This window comes from Roseateles depolymerans (assembly GCF_003387155.1).
GTDB lineage: Bacteria > Pseudomonadota > Gammaproteobacteria > Burkholderiales > Burkholderiaceae_C > Roseateles > Roseateles depolymerans.
Map to the genome: position 1 here is coordinate 42,764 of NZ_QUMT01000004.1, position 21,653 is coordinate 64,416.

The following is a 21,653-nucleotide window of genomic DNA, read 5'->3' on the forward strand; positions in this document are numbered from 1 at the left end:
GCGTCAATGCTCACGTTCCAGAAGCTCCCATAGTTGACAAACGTCCTTACGGATTAGAATTCGTCAACCACGAGGTGCACATGATCCACGATCAAATCCGCCGTGCGCGGCTGCTTCGCGGATGGAGTCTCGACGAAGTGGCCCAGCGCATGGGCGACATCACCAAGCAAGGCCTGAGCAAGCTTGAAAAGGGCTTGTCCGCACCCAACTCCACGCGGCTGTTGCAGCTGGCGCACGTGCTGGAGGTCAAGCCCGAGTACTTCTTCCGCAGCGGCACGCTGCAGCTGGCGCCGCTGGAGTTCCGCAAGCTTGCCAGCATGCCCAGGAAAAGGCAGCAGCAGATCGAAGAGCGGGTGCGTGATGTGCTCGAACGCTACATCGCGCTGGAGCAATGCTTTGCTTTGGATGACCCTGCCCTGGTGCCGCTCCAGGCGCCTCGAGCGCTGGCCGTGAACACCGTCGCCGAAGCCGAGTCTGCCGCGGAACAGCTGCGAGAACGGTGGGCGCTCGGAGGCGATGCCATCGCTCACCTCACCGAGTTGCTGGAAGATCACGGCATCAAGGTGGCGCTTCTGGCCCACACCGATGGCTTCGATGGCGCGTGCGCGGCCACCCAGGACGAGCTTCATGTACTGATTGCACTGAACCGTGAGCGAGCCGGCGAGCGCGTTCGCTTCACGGCGGCCCATGAGCTGGGCCATTGGGTCATGCACCTGCCGGCCGAGATGCCGGAAGACGAGCAGGAACGCTGCTGCCATCGCTTCGCCGGTGCCTTGCTGTACCCGCGCCAGCGCGTGGAAGCCGATTTCGGCACGCATCGACGTCATCGCGTTTTGCCCATAGAACTTTTGAATGCCAAGCGTCGTTACGGCATTTCCATGGCTGCGGCCCTGCGCCGCTTGAAGGATCTGGGCCTGATCTCCGATCCGGGCTATCTGTCCATGAACAAGCTGTTTGCCAGTCAAGGCTGGAAGCGCCAGGAGCCTGAAACTCAACTCAGCGAGCAGCCCCGGCGTTTTGAGTCCTTGGTGTATCGCGCGCTCGCGGAAGACCTGATCAGCCCAACACGCGCTGCCGAGCTGCTGCAGTGCCCCGTGGCCGAACTGGATCCTGGCCTGGCCCGCCTGTCGGGCCCGATTGAGCCCGTCATGGCATGAGGCTTCGCATCACACCGGCGCGCCTAATCAGCTGACGGAGCTCTGCCAAAGCGCCAGCCGCTGGTCGCACTCCGCGACGGGGAATCGCGCCCCCGCATCCAGCATGTCCCGCAGCGCCGCCGCCGCCTGGGCTGCGGGGAGGATGTGGTGGGTCACCAACTGATCCAGTAGCCACAGCGCGCCATGCACTTGCACGCCGTCTTTCGAGGCTTGTCTGCGCAATCGGCCATCGCCGGTGAGCAGAGGAACGCCGAGGGTCTTGGCCACGAGATAGCAGGACACATCCGCCAGGCAACTGTTGCCATGCTCGGCCATCAACGCAAACAGTTGCGCCACTGCGTCTTCCGCCAAAACCTCCACCAGCAGCCCGCGCGACAGCAGTCCATCCGGAGCAGGTTCGTCCAACTCGTTCATCACAAAGTCGGTGCTGACGAAGGTGAAGGGCAGCAGGAACAGCGCGTCCAGCAACCCACCCCGACCAAAATCGATCCAGATGTTGGTGTCGCTGATGTAGACACGCTGCTTGGACATCGGCGGGCTCAGATCACGGCGGTTAACGCTGAGACAACATGAGTTCGTAACCTGCCTTTGTGATGTTCCGGCTGCTTGCGTTCAAAAGAAAAAGGCCCCAGGTGACGCGCACCGGAGGCCTCTTGTTCACCTTCTAGCCAAAGGCAAGACTCAGAACGGGATGTCGTCATCCATATCGTCAAACCCCGTGGCCGGCTTGGCCGCCGGAGCCGGTGCAGGACGCGGTGCGCTGCGGGGCGCCGGTGCGCGCGGGCTGTCGAAATCACCCGCGTCACGGCCGCTGCCGCCGCCGCTGCTCTCACGGCTGCCGCCGGAAGAACGCTCGCGGTTGTAACCGCCGCCACCGCCGCCGCCCATGTCGTCGCCACCATCACGGCCGCCCAGCAGCTGCATGGTTTCGGCAATGATTTCGGTGGTGTAGTTGTCCTTGCCTTCCTTGTCCTGCCACTTGCGGGTCTTCAGGCGGCCTTCCACATACACCGGGCGGCCCTTCTTGAGATATTCACCCGCGATCTCTGCCAGACGGTCGTAGAACACCACACGGTGCCATTCGGTCTCTTCCTGGCGCTCGCCGCCTTCGCGGCTCTTCCAGTTGCGGGTGGTGGCGATGCTCACATTGCACACCGCGCTGCCGCTGGGGGTGTAGCGCAGTTCAGGGTCACGGCCGAGATTGCCGAGGATGATGACTTTGTTGACCGAGGCCATGGTTGCCGTCCGCTTGCGTATGGTTAAAAAGTTGCGGCCGCCCGGCATCCCTGGAGCCCGTCCAGGCACGCCGCGGCGGCGCTACCCTCAATTATGCCGCTTGGCCCCGCTCCCCGATTCGGTAGAAATTCCAGCGGGCCTGACCCGTTCCGGTGGGCGCCCCGGCGGGTTCGCGCAGGGGGTGAAGGTCAGCCAGCAGCGCGTATCGCCTCGCTTCTGCGCTGCTTCTGTTCATACATCGCCGCATCCGCCTGGGCCATCAACGTGTCCAGCGCCAGCGGCTCCTCGGCCGACATCGCCGCACTCCCCACGCTGAACGCCAGCGTGTAGCCCCGCTGAGCACGCAGGTTCAAGGCGTTCAGCTGGCTGCGCAGCCGCTCCAGCGCACGGTCTTTCTCCGCAGTCGCCGTCCCGCTGAGCAGCGCGACGAATTCATCACCGCCAGTGCGTGCCACCACGTCCGACGCGCGCAGGCACTGGCGCAGCAGGTCCGCAAACGCCTTGAGGGCCCAGTCGCCTTCCGCATGCCCATAGCGGTCATTGACGCCCTTGAAGCCGTCCAGATCGAAAAACAGCAAGGTGGCCGGCCACCGGTTGCGCTGGCACAAGGACAACACCTGGCCCGCCTGCGATTCAAAACCGCGTCGGTTGGCCAGCCCGGTCAGCTCGTCCACCATGGCCGCATACATCGCCGCGAACTGCTGCTCCACCAGGTAGGCCAGATCCCGCAGCGTCGCCTGGTCGTCCGGGTCGAACCCGCGGGGCTGACGGTCCATCACACACAAGGTGCCCAGGCGGTGCCCGGAGGGCGAGCGCACCGGACATCCGGCGTAAAACCGCAGCTGCGGCGGACCGGTCACCAGCGGGTTGTCGGCAAATCGAGGGTCGCGATGGGAGTCCGGCACCAGCAGGATGTCATCGGAGAGGATGGCATGGCCGCAGAACGACAGGTCCCGGGGCGTCTCGCGGATGTCCAGACCCTGCGCAGACTTGAACCACTGCCGGTCGGCATCCACCAGGCTCACCAGGGCGATCGGCACCTGAAAAATCCGTTTGGCCATGCGGGTGATGCGGTCGAACCGCTCATCCGGCTCGGTGTCCAGGATTTGCAGGATCCGAAGCGTGGCACGTCGGGCATCTTCGTCAGCCGGAAAGGGGGGCGCAATCATGCTGGATGGTCTCCGTAACCCGCTCCCGGGGGGTGGGCGGGCGTCCTTTGGACGGATTCGGCGTCTTCGCGCGGACCCGGGCCTGCAATCTCCTGGACAATCGCGGACTCCATGAGTCTGCCGAAGCATCATCCCGTCCCCATCCACATCCTGCAAGAGGTGTTCGGATACAGCGCGTTCCGCGGCCAGCAGGCCGCGATCGTCGAGCACGTCACCGAGGGTGGGGATGCCCTGGTGCTGATGCCCACCGGCGGCGGCAAAAGCCTGTGCTACCAGGTGCCCGCCATCGCCCGCCAGCGGGCCGGCCACGGCGTCACGGTGGTGGTGAGCCCGCTCATCGCCCTGATGCACGACCAGGTCGGCGCCCTGGAGGAAGCCGGTGTGCATGCGGCCTTTCTCAACTCCACCCAGTCGCTGGAGGAAGCCCAGGCCATCGAGCGGGAGATGCTGGCCGGTCGCCTGTCCCTGCTCTACGCGGCGCCGGAGCGGCTCAACACGCCGCGCTTCCTCGCGCAGCTGACCTCGCTGCATGAACGCGGGCTGCTGAGCCTGTTCGCCATCGACGAAGCCCACTGCGTGAGCCAGTGGGGCCATGACTTCCGCAGCGAATACCTGTCGCTGAACCTGCTGCATGAGCGCTTCCCGGATGTCCCGCGCATCGCGCTGACAGCCACCGCGGACGACATCACCCGCGCCGACATCATCGACCGGTTGCAGCTGCATGACGCACGCGTCTTCATCGCCAGCTTCGACCGCCCCAACATCCGCTACCTGATCGTGGAAAAGGACAAGCCGCGGGAACAGCTGCTGCGCTTCATCCAGGACGACCATGACGGCGAAGCCGGCGTCGTCTACTGCCAGAGCCGCAAGAAGGTGGAAGAAACCGCGGAGTGGCTGAAGTCCGAAGGCGTGTCCGCCCTGCCCTATCACGCCGGCATGGACAGCGAGATTCGCATGCGGCATCAGGACCGCTTCCTGCGCGAAGACGGCATCGTGATGGTGGCCACGGTCGCCTTCGGCATGGGCATCGACAAGCCGGATGTGCGTTTCGTGGCGCATCTTGACCTGCCCAAGAACATCGAAGGCTACTACCAGGAAACCGGTCGTGCCGGCCGTGACGGTGAACCGGCTGAAGCCTGGATGGCCTACGGCCTGGCGGACGTGGTGAACCAGCGCCGCATGATCGACGAAAGCCCGTCGACCGAGGAGTTCAAGCAGGTGCAGCGGGGCAAGCTGGATGCGCTGCTGGCCCTGGCGGAAGCCATCGATTGCCGACGGCAGCGGCTGCTGGCGTACTTCGGGGAAGAGAGCGAGCCCTGCGGCAACTGCGACAACTGCCTGAATCCGCCCGCCACCTGGGACGCCACGGAAGCCGCCCGCATGGCCCTGTCCTGCATCTACCGCTTCCGCCAGAACGGCGGCCAGCGGTTTGGGGCGGGTCACCTGATCGATGTGCTGCGGGGCAAGGACACGGACAAGGTGCGTCAATACGGTCATCAGCATCTGACCACCTGGGCCATCGGCGCCCATCTGAGCGAACAGCAGTGGCGGGCCGTGCTGCGCCAGTTGATTGCGCTGGGCCATGTGGTCACTGAAGGCGAGTTCAGCACCCTGTCGCTGAATGAGTCAGCCCGGGCGGTGCTCAAGGGGGAAGTGGAGCTGCTGCTGCGGCAGCCGACCGCCCCGGCACGCAAGGGCAAGACCAGCCGCAGCACCACCGGCGGTCGGCGCACCGCCCTGGCGGACCCGGACCTGGCACCGGATGCGCAGCAGCGCTTTGATTCGCTCAAGGCCTGGCGGGCTGAGGTCGCCCGGGAGCATGGGCTGCCGGCCTATGTGATCTTCCAGAACGTCACGCTGGCCGAGATGGCGCGGCAGCATCCGCGCTCGCTGGATGAGCTCGCGGGTATCAGCGGCGTTGGGGCGAAGAAGCTGGAGGCGTATGGCGCCGATCTGTTGCGGGTGCTGGACGCCCGCTAGGCGGATCTTGGGCACCGCCGGGCCGCAACAAATAAGAACGCCCGACATTGCCGGGCCGTACACAACAAAACGCCCGGCATTACCGGGCCGTACACAACAAAAACGCCCGGCATTGCCGGGCGTTTGCCATCCAGACTGATGCAGCGTCCGTGACGCTCAGAGCGGCTGCGTGGTGCTGGTGCTGATGCTGGTGCCGGTGACGCTGGCAGCGGCCACCTGGGTGTCGTCCAGCGTGGTGGCGCGGCGGCCGGTGATGTAGACGGTGGGCAGCGTCTGCACGTCAGCGCGGGCCACCTGACGGGTGCCGGTGATGTAGACCGTCTCGAGCTTGATGGTGCGGGCTTCGCGTTCGCGCTGGGCTTGGGCGTGGGCCAGGCCGGCGGTCAGCGCGGCAGTGGCCAGGACACCGAAGGCCAGGGCCTTGACGCTGGTGCCAATGTGGGACGTGGTGCGGAGGGTGCGGGCGGTGCTCATGTCGATCTCCTTGGGGCTGCATCAGGGGTGGGTCAGTGAATGCAGTGTCGTCGTCACGCCCCGCTCTCAAAAGGCGTGCGCGACGAAGCGGCCAGGAGACGGCGTGAACTGCAGCCAGGGCGGATCGACGTGGCGTGCAGTGACCTGAAGTGAAGTCAGCACCGCGCCCATGCACCGATCAACCCGGTGCGGGCGGCGATTCCTCCTCCACCACCGGCGTTTGGCCGGGCAGCAAGCCGGCACGGCGCAGCCGGTCCAGCACGTCAAACAGCAAATCGCTCTTGACGCTGTAAGCCGCGCGGGGCGAGTTCACAAATCCGCTGGCATTCAGGATCAGGTTCGTGCCCTCGGCATTGATGCCGTCCAGTTGCACATTGGGCGCCGGCGACCCCAGCACCGACGGATGAGCCCGGAACGCCTCCAGGATCAGCGCCCGCGCCCGGGTGGTGTCGGTGGCCAGCGGCATCGGCAGCTTGAACTGCACCATGCCCAGCGACTCCCCATAGGTGACGTTGCGGACAATCTTTGTGATGAACTCCGAGTTGGGGACGATCACGGTGGAGCGGTCGCCCATCTGGATTTCCGTGGCCCGGACATTGATGCGGCGGATGTCGCCCTCCACGCCGGACAGCGCCACCCAGTCGCCGACCTTGACCGGTCGCTCGGCCAGCAGGATCAGCCCGGACACAAAGTTCTGCACCACCGCCTGCAAGCCAAAACCGATGCCCACCGACAGCGCACTGGCCACCCAGGCCACCCGCTCCAGGCCCACGCCCACCGCGGACATGGACGCCGCGATGACGGCCACCACCCCCACATAACCGAACAGCGTGGTCGCGGACATGCGCATGCCGGCATCCATCCGGGTGGTGGGCATGTAGCGCGTGGCCAGCCACTGTTTGAGCAGCCGTACCGCCAGCAGGCCCAGCACCAACACCGCCAGACCCTGCAGCAACGCCATCGGCTTGAGGCTCAATTCCCCAACGGACAGCCCTTCCTGGATGCGACCGGCGCGGGCGAACAGCTCCAGCGGTCCTTCCCCGAAGGGCGCCAGCAGCAGCACTACCGCGAAGACGCCCACCATCACCCGGCCAGCGCCCGACAGCAGGACGATCGCCTGGGCCCGGGTGCGGGACGCGGCGCTGGCGGCGGCCAGGTCACCCGTCGCGCTCGCGGCGGCACCGGCACCACCACTGGCACTGCCTGAACCGGCCGCCCCACGAGCCCCGTGGGCGCCGTGGCCGCCAGCGCCCTCTTCATGACCGGCAGCGGCCTGCTGACTGCGCTTGAGCAGCCACTGCCCCACGTCATCGACCATCGCCGCGATCAGATAGGCGGCGCTGAGCACGATCAGCCCCCACACCAGCTGATTCACCACAAAACTGCCGAGCCCGACATAGCCGATCAGCAGGGCCAGCATCGCCGCGCCCAGCACCAGCCACAGCGCCGTTCTCAGCAGCGACAGCCACAGCGGCAGGCTGGCCGGCGGCTCGGAGGGGACCTGGGCAGAACGACCGTGACCGCTGTCACCTTCACTGTCAGCCTCGCTGGCGTCCGCGGGAGCATCGCCGGGTGGCTCGCCTTTGCGCTGCGCCTGACGCAAAGCCGTCCCCAGCACCAGGATGAAGGCCAGCGACGACGCAGCGCTGATCGTCCACAGCATCGCATCGCTGGCCTGCAGCGCGCTGGCCAGCCGGGCGATCACCCAGGCCAGCACCACCGTCAGCGCGAAGGTGGTGGGAAACCAGGCCAGGCGTGAAGCGGTGGTGTCGGGAATGGGAGGCAGGCGCCAGGACGGCTTGCGCGGCATCAGCAGCGCCGAGGCCAGGCCATACACAAAGGCGCCGAACCAGACAATGGCTTCCGCATGCTGCAGCCAGCGGTCCAGGCGTGCCGTCGGGTTGTCGCCCAGGCTCAGCACCAGCACGGCGACATGGCCGATCAGGCCCGGCATCAGCGTGCGGGTCAGCAGCACACCGCCGGCATAGAGGGACCGCCGCAGCCGCCCCGGCGCGACCCGGTGCGCGGTGAGCGTTGCCACGCCGCGCTGAACCCCGAACTGCAGCAGCATCAGCACCGCCACGGCCGCGCCAAGCGCCAGCCACTGACCGGCCGACACCCCGGACAGCCGGGTGCGCCATTCATCGCCAAAGTCCTGCAGGCGGCGCAGGTCCGATCCGCTGTCACGGGCCAGCTTGCGCCAGAACTGCACGCCCACCAGGGCATCGACTTTTTCACCCAGGCGGGCGCCGAGTTGCGATCGGCGGTTCTCCAGGGCCGTGGCTGCCGCCTGCTCGGCTTCCACGGCCATGAGCCGCGCCAGCTTGATCTGCGAATCCAGCCGCGAGACGGCCGCCATCAGTTCAGCCCGCTGCTTGGCCACGTCCGCCGATTCCTTGACGCCGTCGGCCGGCTTGCCCAGCTGCGCCAGCCGGGCCTGCACGTCCTGCAGCTCCGGCTCCAGCGCAGAGGCGGCCTCCTGGGCCTGGGTCTGTGCGGACAGGGCGCGTTTGCGCAGTTGCAAGGTGGCGGCATCGTCCAGGGTGTCGTCCTGCAGGCCTCGCACCGCGTCCATGTCCTTGCGGGCGGCTTCCAGCAATTGGGCAGGGTCGGGCGGGGCGTTGTCCGGCGCCTGGGCGGCCGCGAGTGCGGTTGCCCCCAGCAGCAGGGACAGGAGCAGGCCCCGCATCAGGCGACGCATGGGGCTGACGAGGTGGGTCAGCCTGCGGGACAACGGGAGGAGCGGCAGCGGACTTGGCAACATCCACCGATTGTGGCGTCAGCGCCCGCTTCCAGTCGGTGCGGCCCCAAACCAACTCGGGCAGTGAGGGACCCGGATCCAGCACGAACCTGCTGGCCAGGCGCAAGTCTCTGGATGAAACGCACCCGCAAACAAAACGCCCGGCCAGGGCCGGGCGTTTCGGGGCGAGCGCCGGAGCGCTCTCTGAAGCAGCGTTCCGCCGAAGATCAGCAGAGCTGCGTGCTGCAGGCGACCTGGTTGCCGGCCAGGGTGATCGCGTCGCCGCGCTGCGAGGACCGGCTGCCCGTGATGTAGACGGTGGGCAGTTGCTGCACCTGCTGGCGGTCGGCGCGCTTGCCGGTGATGTAGACCGTCTCCAGCTGGATGGCCGAGGCCATGCGCTCCTGCTGGACCTGATGGTGCGTGATGCTCAGCGTGAGGGCGACGGTGGCGCCGAGACCGAAAGCAAATGCCTTGAAACTGGTGCTGCTCATGATGTGCTCCTTGGGGTTGCTGCGTCAGTGATCACAGTGTCGGCAACGGCCTCGGGACTTTCCAGGCGCTCGCGATGAATGCGCGCCACGGCGGTGTGAACTGCATCCGGCAACGACGAACGCAGGGGCCCATGCATCGGTTTTCAGCGGGTGAAAAAGGACGCTGCCTGACGGCGCGCCGACATCCATCGCACGGACGAAAAAAAACCCGCCACCAGGGCGGGTTTGAGCGGTGGGAACACCACCAGGCCGGGAGGGCGCAGGTGCTGAGCCGGGAGAGCCCAGGTCCTCAGCCGCGAGGTTTGCTGGCCACTTCGCTTTGCACAGCCTGCACGGCTTGCACGGCTTGCACAGCCTTCTCAGCCTGCTGCAGCGGCGCCGTCTGGCTGCTGGCCCAGTGGGCGGGCATGGTGATGCGGTGCGCGGCCTCGGTGCGATCCGCCAGCCAGACGGCGATGACGGCGGCGCTGGCCACAGCGGCCAGTGCGGTGAAAAATGTCTTGGTGATGTCGCTCATGATGGCTCTCCCTGGCTTGGTGCTGAAATCGGTCCTGGAAATCGGTCCTGGATATCGGTCCTGGATATCGGCGGGATCTCTATCTTGGATCTCGGTCTCGAATCTGCTGGTGTCGAGGTCCTACCCTGAGGCTTCACAGGCGTTCAGTCAAACTCACTGACCTGCGAAGCAACAGAAATGAAGGACCCCGGTCGCCGCAGACCACCCTTCAGGAACCCGGGGGCAACGGCGCAAGATGAACTGTGCGCGACAGGCACGGCGACCGCCATGCCGACGCGATGAACTGCGGTCGTCCAGCGATGAACTGCTGTTTTCCCGCACGAATGCAGCGTAGTCGCAGCCGAACCTGATTGCCTTCCCCCAGAGTGGGGACCGGCGCTCGCCATTGGGGGGAGACGGCGTCAGCGGCGGTGGGCGCCGGTGGGGGCGAGACGGTCCGCGTGCTCCGGGCGGGCCGCCGAGGCGGTCCGCGTGTTGCGGGCGAGCTGGCGAGCCGCGCCCGTGTCCCGTGCCGTGTCCCCTCCCGTTTCCTCTCCCGTTTCCCGTCCCGTTTCCCGTCCCGATCCCCGCGCCCTGCGCGGCGCCGTGCCCCGCCCTGGGCGGGGGAACGGTCCTGGCTCTATCATGGCGAGTTCGCCTATCGCTGTGTCCAGGCCCATGCCCACCAATGTTTCGCCCGCCAATACCGTGACGTCCGATGTGGCCGATGCCCTGGAGCAACGGGGCCCCACGCTGCCCGGCCCGACCACCACCGCGCCAGTCCCCGCGTCGGTCCCCGCCCCCGCCCCTGTGGACGTGCCGATGATCCGCGTGCGCGGCGCGCGCACCCACAACCTCAAGAACATCGACGTCGACCTGCCCCGCAACAAGCTGGTGGTCATCACCGGCCTGTCGGGATCGGGCAAGTCCAGCCTGGCCTTCGACACGCTGTACGCGGAAGGCCAGCGCCGCTATGTGGAGAGCCTGTCGGCCTATGCCCGCCAGTTCCTGCAACTGATGGACAAGCCGGAGGTGGATGTCATCGAGGGCTTGTCCCCGGCCATCTCCATCGAGCAGAAGGCCACCAGCCACAACCCGCGCTCCACCGTGGGCACGGTGACCGAGATCCATGACTACCTGCGGCTGCTGTACGCCCGCGCCGGCACGCCCTTCTGCCCGGACCACCACCTGCCGCTGGAGGCACAAAGCGTCGGCCAGATGGTGGATGCGGTGCTGGCGATGCCGGACGAATCCCGCCTGATGCTGCTGGCGCCGGTCGTGCGCGACCGCAAGGGCGAGTTCGTCGAACTGTTCCAGGACCTGCAGGCCCAGGGGTATGTGCGCTTCCGGGTGGATGGCCGCACGGTGGAAGTGCCGGACCTGCCCGCCCTGAAGAAGGCGGAGAAGCACGACATCGACGTGGTGGTGGACCGCATCAAGCTCCGTCACGACAGCGCCGACAGCCTGCGCCAGCGTCTGGCCGAAAGTTTCGAAGCCGCGCTGCGCCTGGCCGATGGCCGGGTGCTGGTGCTCAACATGGACACCGAGGCCGAGTCCATCTTCTCCAGCAAGTTTGCATGTCCGATCTGCAGCTATTCGCTGCCGGAGCTGGAGCCGCGGCTGTTCTCCTTCAATTCACCGGTGGGCGCCTGCCCGTCCTGCGAGGGCCTGGGACAGGTCGTGGTCTTCGACCCGGAACGGGTGGTGGCCTTCCCGTCGCTCAGCATGGCCAGCGGCGCGGTGAAGGGCTGGGACCGTCGCAATGCCTACACCTTCTCCATGCTGGAGTCGGTGGCCAAGCATTACGACTTCGACATCGAGCAGCCCTTCGAGGAACTGCCACCCCTGGCGCAGCAAGTCCTGCTGCAGGGCTCCGGGGATGAAGAGATCACCTTTGTCTATCAGGCCGAAGGCGCCAATGGCCGCAAACGCAGCGTGAAGCGGGCCCATCCCTTCGAAGGCATCCTGCCGACGCTGCAACGCCGTTTCAAGGAAACCGATTCCGCCACGGTGCGCGAAGAGCTGGCGCGTTACCAGAGCGCCAAGCCCTGCCCGCACTGCGAGGGCTCCCGCCTGCGCCGGGAAGCGCGCAATGTGCTGCTGCAACCGGCCGATGCGCCGGAAGGAGTGCGCGGCAAGCCCATCTACGAGGTGGAGCACGCCACCTTGCGGGAAGCCCTGGCCTATTTCGAGCAGCTGCGGCTCAAGGGCGCCAAGGCGGAAATCGCGGACAAGGTGATCCGGGAGATCGCCTCCCGGCTGCGTTTCCTCAACGATGTCGGCCTGAACTACCTGAGCCTGGATCGCAGCGCGGACACGCTCTCCGGCGGCGAGGCCCAGCGCATCCGGCTGGCCTCCCAGATCGGCTCCGGCCTGACCGGGGTGATGTATGTGCTGGACGAGCCCAGCATCGGCCTGCATCAGCGCGACAACGACCGTCTCATCGCCACGCTGCGCCGTCTGCGCGACCTGGGCAACAGCGTGCTGGTGGTCGAGCATGACGAAGACGCCATCCGCGCCGCCGACCATGTGCTGGACCTGGGCCCCGGCGCTGGTGTGCACGGCGGCCGCATCATGGCGCAGGGCACGCCGGAGGAAGTGGCGGCCACGCCCGGATCGTCCACGGGCCGCTACCTCAGTGGCCTGGAGCGGATCGAGGTGCCGCGCAAGCGCCATTCGCTGGCCGACCTGCCGGATGCCCGCACCCTCAAGATCGTCAATGCCACCGGCAACAACCTCAAGGGGGTGAGCGTCGAGATTCCGGTCGGGCTGCTGACCTGCGTGACCGGTGTGTCGGGCTCGGGCAAGAGCACGCTGGTGAACGACACGCTGTATGCCGCCGTGTCCCGCAAGCTCTACCAGAGCCATCAGGAACCGGCGCCGCATGACGAGATCGACGGCATGGAGGCCTTCGACAAGGTCATCAATGTGGACCAGTCGCCGATCGGTCGCACGCCTCGCTCCAATCCCGCCACCTACACCGGCCTGTTCACGCCGATCCGCGAGCTCTTTGCCGAAATGCCGACCGCCCGGGAGCGGGGGTATGGCGCCGGCCGCTTCAGCTTCAACGTCGCGGGGGGACGCTGCGAGTCCTGCCAGGGTGACGGCGTGCTGAAGGTGGAGATGCATTTCCTGCCGGACGTCTACGTGCCCTGCGACACCTGCGGCGGCAAGCGCTACAACCGGGAAACACTGGAGGTGCTCTACAAGGGCAAGAACATTTCCGAAGTGCTGGGGCTGACGGTGGAGGATGCGCTGGAATTCTTCAGCGCGGTGCCGACGCTGGCGCGCAAGCTGCAGACCCTGATGGACGTGGGCCTGGGCTACGTGAAGCTGGGCCAGAGCGCCACCACCTTGTCCGGCGGCGAGGCGCAGCGGGTGAAGCTGGCGCTGGAACTGTCCAAGCGGGACACCGGGCGCACCCTCTACATCCTGGACGAGCCTACCACCGGCCTGCACTTCGCCGACATCGCACTGCTGCTCAAGGTGCTGCACCAGCTGCGCGACGCGGGCAACACCATCGTCATCATCGAGCACAACCTGGACGTCATCAAGACGGCGGACTGGCTGATCGACATGGGGCCGGAGGGCGGCTCCGGCGGGGGAGAGCTGCTGGTGGCGGGCACGCCGGAGGTGGTGGCTGCCTGCGAGGCCAGCCACACCGGGCGTTATCTGAAGCCGCTGCTGGCGCGAGGCTGAACGGAGTCGCCGCCGTTCATGCCAGAGGCTGAACGGCCCAACGGTTCACGCGTAAGGCGGAGCGGGCCAGCCGTTCATCAGTTCCGGGTCCGGCGCTTCGCGGCGCCCCACAGGGCCAGCAGCCCAGCACCGAACAGCATCCAGGTGCCGGGCTCCGGCACGGGGGCCGGCGCCGGGTCCGGCAATGCGGACGGGCTGGCGCCGGGCGGCAACAGCACCAGTCCCAGACCGGGCGGCGGCACGCTGACGCTTCCGGCGCCCAGTGGCACGCTGGTCGGCAACGGTGTCGGCGCGGCGGCGGCGCGCGCAAAGCTGCCCGCATCGCCGCTGCCGGCGCCGCCCCCTTCGACCTGCGGCATGCCGGCAGCCGGCGGATCGAAGACCAGCGGCGTGGTGTCCTCTTCGGTGGTCCGTCCGGGCGCACCGGCCGCCTTGAGCGCCCCACGCGTGATGCGGCTGACATTGCGGCAGACGGTGGGCACCAGCAGGCACTGGCCGTCCTCGCAATAGACCAGCCCGCGCTCCAGGGCACTGTCCTTCCACTTGGCGCGGGAGACGGTGCGGCAGACCTGCCCGGTGCCGAAATGCATGTCGCGGATCTGGGGACCGTAGTCGTAACTGCCGAGGATGGCATCGCGGCGGATGTCGACGATCTCGTCATACTGCCGCGCCTGCATCCGCGCCTTGAGTCGCGCCCGGGTGGCCGCAGGAATGTCCTGGTAGCGGTCCACGGCCGCCACCAGGTCTCCCATGAAGGGATTCACGCCGGGACGGTCCCAGGAACACTGCGGCAGCGTCAGGCCGGACGCAGCCAAGGCGACAGTAGCAACCAACGACATGGAATCTTTTCTTTGCGGCGATCTGCTCAGGGTCAGACCTTGCCGTGTCGCGCCGTATCAACTTGTATCGGCACGTCGCCCGAGTGTAGGGAGGCCTGCATCGCATGCGGCGCCGGAACCCCTCATGCAAGGGTGTCCAAATCCGGGGGATGTGATGCGCTTGTCACAACATTCGCACGAACCATTGATTGGCTCAACGGTTGAGGCACGGCGGACTGCCGAGCGCACAGGCAGCGGGGCCGTGCTCAAAGTGCCGCAGTCTGCGTGAGGGACAACACGGATCCTCCCCCGCTTTCGCTGGTATCGTGGCGACAGATGTTCCCCGCTGCCATGTCCGACGCCGCCGCCCCCCGCCACGTCCTGTATGTTGAGGACGACCGCATCAACATCGTGTTGATGGAGGAAGTGTTTCGCCTGATGCCCGGCTGGACGCTGCACATCGCGGAAACCGGCGGGCAGGCGATGGAGATGCTGCCCAGGATCATGCCCACCCTCGTGCTGATGGACATGAACCTGCCGGACATGAACGGCCTGCAGCTGATGGGTCTGGTGAAGGCGGACCCGCGCCTGGCCGGGCTGCGATGCGTGGCCCTGTCCGCCGATGTGATGGACGACCAGCGCCAGCGCGCCCGCGCGGCCGGTTTCCAGGACTACTGGCTCAAGCCAATTGACGTGCGTCAATTGCGCCTGGCGCTGGAGCGGATGTAGGGCCCATCCAGCCCCACCCGATGCCGATAAAAAAGCCCGCTTGAGGCGGGCTTCATTCTGATCACAGGCCCCGAAGGGCCCGCTGGACCTCAGTCCTTGAGATGGCTGTTGATCAGCTTGGTCATCTCGAACATGTCCGCCTTGGCCTTGCCGAAGACTTCCTTCAGCTTGGCGTCGGCATTGATGACGCGCTTCTGCGCTTCGTCCTGCAGCTTGTTCTTCTTGATGTATTCCCAGACCTTCTTGATCACGTCCGTGCGCGGCAGCGGCTTGTCGCCGACGATCGCGCCCAGGGCGGGACTGGGGGTCAGGGCCTTCATGAAGGCTGCATTGGGCGTGCGCTTCTTGGCGGGCGCAGCAGCCTTCTTTGCAGGAGCGGCCTTCTTGGCAGGAGCCGCCTTCTTGGCGGGGGCTGCTGCCTTCTCCGTGGCCTTCTTTGCAGGCGCAGCCTTCTTCGCAGGAGCAGCGGCAGCCTTCTTTGCAGGAGCCGCCTTCTTGGCCGGTGCTGCCTTCTTGGCGGGCGCGGCCTTCTTCGCAGTTGCCATTTCGATTCTCTCCATCAAGGGTTGTTGATGTGCCGGGCCCTGGTGAAGGTCTGACGCCTTCGGTACTCGTTAGCACCCTGCGCGGGCAATGGTACTGCGGCCCTCTGTCATTGAGAAGGCTTTACTGGAGAGAAATCGGCCCTCGAGTCAATGGCGAGCCCACTGTTTGTCGCGGTCTCGCATCATTTGAAGCGGTGCATCGACCACAGCAGGCGTCTGCGCGGGCTCAGTAGACGTCGCGTCGGTAGCGTCCCTGCTGCAGCAGCGCGTCCACGACGGGCTCGCCGAGGACCTCGCGCAGCACGTCATCCACCGCGCCGGCCATGCCTTGAAGACTGCCGCAGACATAGATCGCCGCATCGTCCGCCACCCATTCGCGCAGTCGCTGAGCGTGCCGGGCGAGCAGATGCTGGACATGCAGGCGCTCAGCCTGATCGCGTGAGAACGCCAGGTCCGCGTGACGCAGAACACCGTCACGAAGCCAGCTGTCGATCTCGTCGCGGTAGAGCGCGTCGTGGGCGGACTGGCGTTCACCAAACACCAGCCAGGCGGCGGCGGGTGGTGAGGCGGGCTGCGGTTCACCCTCGCGGGAGGGCACGGCGGCATCGCGCATGGCGTGGGCCCGTGCCAGTGCGCGCGCCTGCAGATGCGCACGCAGTCCGGCCAGCCCGGTGCCATTGCCGATCAGGATCAGCGGACGCTGATGGTTGTCCCCAATGCGGAAGCTGGGATGCGCGCGCACGCGCAGCGAGAGCTCGCCGTCCAAGGGCAGACCCTCTGTCAGCAATCCGGAGGCCTGGCCCAATTGGCCGTCGTCGCGGCGGGTCTGCCGGACCAGCAATTCAATGCGGCCACAGCCCGGCAAGGAGGCGATGGTGTATTCCCGAGGGCGGGTGCGCTCCGGATCGGCGAGAGGCTCATCGGCGGAGGAGGAGGCCGAGGCCGTGGCGGCGTTGGTGGCGTTGGTGGCGTTGGTGGCGTTGGTGACGACTGTGGCGGCGGCGGCGCTGGGCAGGAGGGACACCGGCAGCACCTGCACCAGGTCCCCGGCTTCCCACGTCGGCAGCGGCTGCCCCGGTGGGGGCACCAATGCGAGATGGAACACCGGTCCGCCCTGACTGCCCGGATTGAGATGCCGACGTTCGATCAGACGCCAGGGTTCGAATGCCGGTCCGGACCAGTCGCTGGTCTCCGGCAAATCCGCCGTCCCCGCGACATGACTCAGCCGCTGCTGCCACAGCGCCACCGCCGCAGGATCTTCCCGGTCCACCTCGATGCGATCGAACAGCGGCTGGGCGCCGCACTGCAGCAACCAGGCGTCCACCGCGCGGCCGAAACCGCAGTAGTGGGCATAGGTCGCATCGCCCAGCGCCATCACCCCCATCTTCAGATGACGCAGGTCCAGGCCCCCAGGTCGGCCCATCAGATCCCGCGCAAACGGGGCGGCACTGTCGGGGGCATCCCCTTCCCCGTAGGTGCTGGCAATCACCAGCAGATGACGGGAGGACTGGAGGTCCTGCGCGCTCACCGTTCCCAGCGGCGCCACCCGTACCGGCATACCGGCCAGATGAAGAAACTTGCCGGTGTGCCAGGCCAATGCCTCGGCCTGCCCCGTCTGGCTGGCATGCAGCACCAGCACGGGAGGGCCCGCGTCGGCGGTCGGCAGCAAGGCGGCGGCCTGCGCGGCTGCCGCGCGCTGCAGCCGGCGGTGGCGCCACCAGACCGCCGCGCACAGTACGCCATAGAGCAGGACAAACAGCAGCGCCAGCGCCGGACGAGACCCCATCACAACAGAACCATCACATCAAAAGCGCCTGCAGCGCGGAAGACAATCGCTCATCAAAGCGGCCCGACGGACGTCGGATCACGAAGCGGGCAGCCAGTTGCTGCTGCTCGGCCAGTCGCAGACCCTCATCGGGGCCCAGCACCATCAAGGCGGTGGACCAGCCGTCGGCCCACATCGCGCTGGGATGGAGCACGGTGACCGACGCCAGCCCATGCATCACCGGTCGCCGCTGGCGAGGGTCGATGGTGTGGGAGACGCGTTGGCCCTGCGGGTCCAGGTAGGTCTTTCGGTAGTCGCCGGAGGTCGCGATGGACAGGCCATGCAGGGCGACCCGCATCGGCGGCAGTGCGAAGTCGGACTGCGGCGGCTCCAGGTCCACCCACCAGGGCTGGCCCTCCGGCTTGAGACCGGCGCCGCGCAATTCGCCGCCCACTTCCACCAGATGATGCGCAAGGCCCAGGCCGGTCAGCAGCTCACTGAGCCGATCGACCGCATCGCCCTTGGCAATGGCCGAGAGGTCCAGCGTGGCGCCCCCCGGTTGGGTCAGCAGGCGACGCGCGGCATCCCAGCGCAGCGATTGCCAGCCGCAATGGGCCTGGGCGCATTGCTCTGGCGAGGGGGTGCGGAATTGCGGATCGTCGTGGCGGGGCCAAGTGAAAAGTCTGGCGTCGCCGGCTCCAGCTCCAGCTCCAGCTCCAGCTCCAGCACCTGCACCTGCACCTGCACCTGCATCAGCATGTTCGGACTGGCCGGCGGGACCAAAACCCCACATGCCGACCAAGGCGCCCGCAGTAGGGTCGTACGCGCCGTCGCTGAGCTCCGCAATGTGCAGCGCCGCCTGGAGCACCCGCGCAAAGCCTTCCGGCAGCGGATGGTCCGACCCAGGCGCTGCGTGATTGAAACGGCTGAGCACCGAGTCGGACGTCCACTGACTCATCTCCTGGATGACGTCGTTGCAGACCCGCTGGATGGCGCTGTCGATGGGGCCCAGCCGCAACCCCGGCGGCCCCACGAATGCGACCGACCAGGTGGTGCCCATGGTGGTGCCGGACAGCCGATGGACCGGCTGTCCGAGCGCTGGCGGCTCGCCCGCGATCTCATGAGGAACGGCCACCCGCGGCGCCAGGGGATGACCCTGGGGCGCACGGGAAGCTGTTTCCCCGGACCGGGACGGCACCGTCGCGCTCATCGACTCACCTTTTGATGCCGCGTTACTTGGGCAGGACTTCAAAGGTCGCGCTGACCGCGGCACGCTGCAGCGGTGCATCGCGGGTGCCGCGGTTGGCACCAGCGGCTGCAGGAGCCCCGGCATTGCCGCCGGCACCAGGCCCTGCTGCGCCGCCCTGAGCGCCCGGGCCCCCTTGACCTGCGGGGCCAGCCGGGCCGCCGGCATTGGCGCCCGCACTGGCACCGACCCAGTAACGGCCCGGCTCGGCCCACGACACGGTGAACTCGCCCTGCGCATCCGTCTTGAGCGACACCTCGCCCAGCTTGTAGCGGTAGCGGTTGCCATCACGCAGCACCTTCACCGCCACATCCGCCGCAGGCTTGCCGTCCAGCAGCAGGCGAAAGCGCGTCTTGTCGCCATGGCTCAGATCGGTCACCGGACCCAGCGGCAGCAGTTCCAGGCCCTGGCCTTCCGGCGCGAACTGCACCTTGCCCGGTTCTTCCTTGCTGACGAAGGTCTGCTGGCGGTTGGTCATCAGCGTCAGCGACGTGATCTCGGCGTCGGCCGGCACGTCCTTGGAGAACGTGGCCGGCGTGCTGCGGAAACGCTTGGTCTCCGTGCCCTGCTTGTAGGTGCCCATCAGCGACTGGCTGACGTTGCTGATGCGATAGGTGCCGTCCTGCGGCAGCTTCACATCGAAGCTCTCGCGGTGACGGGCGCTGCTGCGGTTGTCCGCGTCCAGGCTCTGGCCGTTCGGGCCGGTGATGCGCAGCGTGTCCAGCTTCAGGGCCCGTTCGAAGTTGAACAGGTCTTCCGACACGGCGGCGTCCACCGACACCACGCCATCGCGGCCGGTGACATTGGCGGTGTTGGGCAACAGCCAGGTCATGTGGGCGCTGGCCGACAGCGGCAACAGCAGCGCAGTGGCCAGGGCCAGCGGGGACAGGCGGGCCAGGACAGCAGGGGTCGAGAAAGTCTTCATGGAGGGCTCCTCAGTTCGTCTCAGGGCTTGGCCGTGAATTCCAGGGCGCCGAGCTCGTGCTCGCCTTGCGCCGCAGCCTTTTGCGCCGACTTGATCGGCCAGGTCAGCGGCAGACGCTGCACTTCGCGGCCGCCGGCTTCGCGGCTGGACTCCACGACGATCTCGTAGTTGCCCGCCGGCAGGTTGGCCAGGCTCGGGTGGTTGTCCAGGCTGATCACCTGCTCGCCGGGCGCGCGGGTGGCGCCGCTGATGCCGTCGGCCGGCACCGTCAGGTTGCGGCCGCCCTGGCGCCACCACTGGCGCATGTCCCGCAGCCATTTCGTGCCGCCGTTGTTGGGTTTCTTCAGGTCATACCAGACGGCCAGCTGGGCCACGGCCGGACCCGATTCGCCGGCCTTTTCCAGCCAGACCGCCACATAGGGGCGGTGGTATTCAGCGACGTTGAGCCGGGGAATTTCCAGCTTGAGCTGCGCGGTGGCGGCCCAGGCGGACGATCCGGCGGCCAGGGTGCCAAGGGCGCCGAGCGCAACGAGAGAGTGACGGGTGGTGGGATTCATGGTCATCGTTCGTGGTGCTTGATTCAACAAGGGTGGAGGCTTGCAGGAGCCCTGGCGGCGGCTGGGCGGACTGGAGTTGTCGCGGATGGGTGTTGCTGGCGTGTGTGTGGGGTCTTGATGTCGGGGGGCTTGCGGGTGGCTGGTGGCTTGCTGGGCGGCTGGTGGCTCCGGTCGCTACGGATCAGTGCATGAACAGGAGCGCCAGCAGCGCCGGAATCAGAAAGCCCAGACCCACGATCGGCCAGGTGGTGGGCCGGCTGACCGCATGGAACTTCAGGATCAGCAGACCGGTGATCGAGAACAGCAGGCAGGCGACCGCGAAGAGATCCAGGAACCAGCTCCACGCCACGCCCGCATGGCGGCCCTTGTGCAGGTCGTTGAGATAGGAGATCCAGCCGCGATCGGTGTCCTCGTATTCAACCTCTCCGGTGCCGCGGTCGATGCGCACCCAGGCGTCCCCACCGGGCCGAGGCATGGAGAGATAGATCTCGTCGCGCGACCATTCGGCCTCGCGGTCATCGATCCTGCGGCCCAGGGTGTTGGTGAGCCAGTCGCGCAGGGGGGTGGGCAGCGCGGCCTTGTGGTCCTGGGTGTGGCGGGACGTCGGGGCGGGGGCCTGTGCCTGTGGCTGTGCCTGTGCTTGGGTCGGAGCAGATGCAGCGGCGTCCGGGTCCAGCGCGGCGAGCAACTCCGGCGGCAACTGCGCCTGCCGGTTCACCACTGTCGGCGTGGCCTCGATGCTCGACGCGTGGTTGAGCGTGATGCCGGTGGCAGCAAACAGCAGCATGCCGATCAGGCACAGAGCGGAGCTGATCCAGTGCCATTGGTGCAGCGTCTTGAGCCAGGCCGAGCGGGAGGCGTTGGATCGTGGCATCTCTTGCGACATCAGGTCTCAGCCCAGAGGCGCAGCAGGTTGTGATAGTGGCTGGTCAGGGTGGTCGTCTCGGCGTTGTCGCCCAGGGTCGCCCGCAGGCGCTGGATGGTCTGGTCCAGCTCGAACAGCATGTGGCGCTGCCAGTCCTGGCGGATCATGCTCTGGGTCCAGAAGAACGAACACACGCGTGCGCCGCGGGTCACCGGCATCACCCGGTGCAGGCTGGTGCTGGCGTAGACCACCATGTCGCCCGCCGGCAGCTTGACCTCATGGGTGCCGTAGGTGTCCACCACCTCGAGCTCCCCCCCGTCGTATTCCTCCGGCTCGCAGAGGAACAGCGTGGTGGACACGTCGCTGCGCAGCGGCTGCGGCGTGCCCTGCTGGCGCATGATGGCGCCGTCCACATGGAAGCCATAGTGCTCGCCACCTTCGTAGCGATTGAACAGCGGCGCCAGCGTTCGCAGCGGCAAGGCGGCCGACAGGAACAGCGGATGGCGCGACAGCACCTGCTGGATGTGCTCCCCGATCTGCCGTGCCGCCGGATGGTCCACCGGCAGCTGCCGGTTCTGCTTGACCCGTGCGCCCTGCTCGCCAACGGTGGCGCGGCCATCGGTCCAGTCGGCGGCGTCCAGCAGGCGGCGCATCTCGCGCACGTCCTGTTTGCTGAGCACTTCGGGAATATGAAGAAGCATGTCGGTCTCGGTCTTGAATGCCCGCAGGCCCGCCCGCCCCTCGAGCGGGGCGGAACG

At 67.1% G+C, this 21,653-nt stretch carries 19 protein-coding genes; 4 read left to right on the plus strand and 15 right to left on the minus strand.

The genetic code is table 11. The features are described from left to right. Positions 1-80: 80 nt before the first annotated feature. The gene (locus DES44_RS19130) at positions 81-1,157 is read left to right on the plus strand and encodes a helix-turn-helix domain-containing protein (protein WP_058936938.1); all 1,077 of its coding nucleotides are present in this window, start codon (positions 81-83) and stop codon (positions 1,155-1,157) included. A gap of 27 nt (positions 1,158-1,184) precedes the next feature. On the opposite strand, the gene DES44_RS19135 is transcribed toward DES44_RS19130, so the two are convergent. From DES44_RS19135 to DES44_RS19145, 3 genes are all read right to left on the minus strand, one after another. Continuing rightward, the gene (locus tag DES44_RS19135) at positions 1,185-1,688 is read right to left on the minus strand and encodes a PIN domain-containing protein (RefSeq protein ID WP_058936939.1); all 504 of its coding nucleotides are present in this window, start codon (positions 1,686-1,688) and stop codon (positions 1,185-1,187) included. Between the two features lie 150 nt (positions 1,689-1,838). Then, positions 1,839-2,393, minus strand: a complete 555-nt coding sequence (locus DES44_RS19140) for a single-stranded DNA-binding protein (protein WP_058936940.1) — start codon at positions 2,391-2,393, stop codon at positions 1,839-1,841. A gap of 188 nt (positions 2,394-2,581) precedes the next feature. Continuing rightward, positions 2,582-3,562 carry a sensor domain-containing diguanylate cyclase gene (locus DES44_RS19145; protein WP_058936941.1) on the minus strand — a complete coding sequence of 327 codons (981 nt, stop codon included), beginning with the start codon at positions 3,560-3,562 and terminating at the stop codon, positions 2,582-2,584. Positions 3,563-3,673: 111 nt separating this feature from the next. Between DES44_RS19145 and recQ the strand changes: the two genes are divergently transcribed. After that, positions 3,674-5,542: a DNA helicase RecQ gene (recQ, locus tag DES44_RS19150; protein ID WP_058936942.1), complete on the plus strand. Its 1,869-nt coding sequence runs from the start codon at positions 3,674-3,676 to the stop codon at positions 5,540-5,542. Between the two features lie 156 nt (positions 5,543-5,698). On the opposite strand, the gene DES44_RS19155 is transcribed toward recQ, so the two are convergent. From DES44_RS19155 to DES44_RS19170, 4 genes are all read right to left on the minus strand, one after another. Further along, positions 5,699-6,016: a hypothetical protein gene (locus tag DES44_RS19155; RefSeq protein ID WP_058936943.1), complete on the minus strand. Its 318-nt coding sequence runs from the start codon at positions 6,014-6,016 to the stop codon at positions 5,699-5,701. A gap of 178 nt (positions 6,017-6,194) precedes the next feature. Then, positions 6,195-8,705, minus strand: coding sequence for a DUF3772 domain-containing protein (locus DES44_RS19160; RefSeq protein WP_058936944.1), 2,511 nt, complete (start codon positions 8,703-8,705; stop codon positions 6,195-6,197). A gap of 278 nt (positions 8,706-8,983) precedes the next feature. After that, positions 8,984-9,250, minus strand: coding sequence for a hypothetical protein (locus tag DES44_RS19165; protein ID WP_058936945.1), 267 nt, complete (start codon positions 9,248-9,250; stop codon positions 8,984-8,986). A gap of 289 nt (positions 9,251-9,539) precedes the next feature. Beyond that, on the minus strand, positions 9,540-9,767 hold the full coding sequence (locus tag DES44_RS19170; protein ID WP_058936946.1) for a hypothetical protein: 228 nt from the start codon (positions 9,765-9,767) through the stop codon (positions 9,540-9,542). 801 nt (positions 9,768-10,568) lie between these two features. Between DES44_RS19170 and uvrA the strand changes: the two genes are divergently transcribed. Beyond that, positions 10,569-13,445 carry an excinuclease ABC subunit UvrA gene (uvrA, locus tag DES44_RS19175; RefSeq protein ID WP_058937675.1) on the plus strand — a complete coding sequence of 959 codons (2,877 nt, stop codon included), beginning with the start codon at positions 10,569-10,571 and terminating at the stop codon, positions 13,443-13,445. Positions 13,446-13,522: 77 nt separating this feature from the next. Here the strand turns inward: uvrA and DES44_RS19180 are convergent, their stop codons facing one another. Next, on the minus strand, positions 13,523-14,284 hold the full coding sequence (locus DES44_RS19180; RefSeq protein ID WP_083525940.1) for an MHFG family PEP-CTERM protein: 762 nt from the start codon (positions 14,282-14,284) through the stop codon (positions 13,523-13,525). A 330-nt stretch (positions 14,285-14,614) separates the two neighbouring features. On the opposite strand from DES44_RS19180, the gene DES44_RS19185 reads away from it, so the two are divergent. Continuing rightward, positions 14,615-14,992: a response regulator gene (locus DES44_RS19185; protein WP_170156702.1), complete on the plus strand. Its 378-nt coding sequence runs from the start codon at positions 14,615-14,617 to the stop codon at positions 14,990-14,992. An 89-nt stretch (positions 14,993-15,081) separates the two neighbouring features. Here the strand turns inward: DES44_RS19185 and DES44_RS19190 are convergent, their stop codons facing one another. The 7 genes from DES44_RS19190 to DES44_RS19220 form a co-directional block, all read right to left on the minus strand. Further along, complete coding sequence (locus DES44_RS19190) at positions 15,082-15,537, minus strand: SWIB/MDM2 domain-containing protein (RefSeq protein ID WP_058936949.1); 456 nt, start codon at positions 15,535-15,537, stop codon at positions 15,082-15,084. Positions 15,538-15,763: 226 nt separating this feature from the next. Next, positions 15,764-17,323, minus strand: coding sequence for a sulfite reductase subunit alpha (locus DES44_RS19195; RefSeq protein ID WP_058936950.1), 1,560 nt, complete (start codon positions 17,321-17,323; stop codon positions 15,764-15,766). A gap of 13 nt (positions 17,324-17,336) precedes the next feature. Continuing rightward, positions 17,337-18,437, minus strand: coding sequence for an FAD:protein FMN transferase (locus tag DES44_RS19200; protein WP_232309877.1), 1,101 nt, complete (start codon positions 18,435-18,437; stop codon positions 17,337-17,339). 97 nt (positions 18,438-18,534) lie between these two features. Beyond that, positions 18,535-19,473 carry a DUF4198 domain-containing protein gene (locus tag DES44_RS19205; protein ID WP_058936952.1) on the minus strand — a complete coding sequence of 313 codons (939 nt, stop codon included), beginning with the start codon at positions 19,471-19,473 and terminating at the stop codon, positions 18,535-18,537. A 20-nt stretch (positions 19,474-19,493) separates the two neighbouring features. Further along, complete coding sequence (locus DES44_RS19210) at positions 19,494-20,030, minus strand: DUF2271 domain-containing protein (RefSeq protein WP_058937676.1); 537 nt, start codon at positions 20,028-20,030, stop codon at positions 19,494-19,496. Between the two features lie 181 nt (positions 20,031-20,211). Then, positions 20,212-20,904 (minus strand): PepSY-associated TM helix domain-containing protein, encoded by a 693-nt coding sequence (locus tag DES44_RS19215; RefSeq protein ID WP_058937677.1) that lies wholly within the window; start codon positions 20,902-20,904, stop codon positions 20,212-20,214. Between the two features lie 11 nt (positions 20,905-20,915). After that, positions 20,916-21,596 carry a Fe2+-dependent dioxygenase gene (locus DES44_RS19220; protein ID WP_058936953.1) on the minus strand — a complete coding sequence of 227 codons (681 nt, stop codon included), beginning with the start codon at positions 21,594-21,596 and terminating at the stop codon, positions 20,916-20,918. Positions 21,597-21,653: the final 57 nt, after the last annotated feature.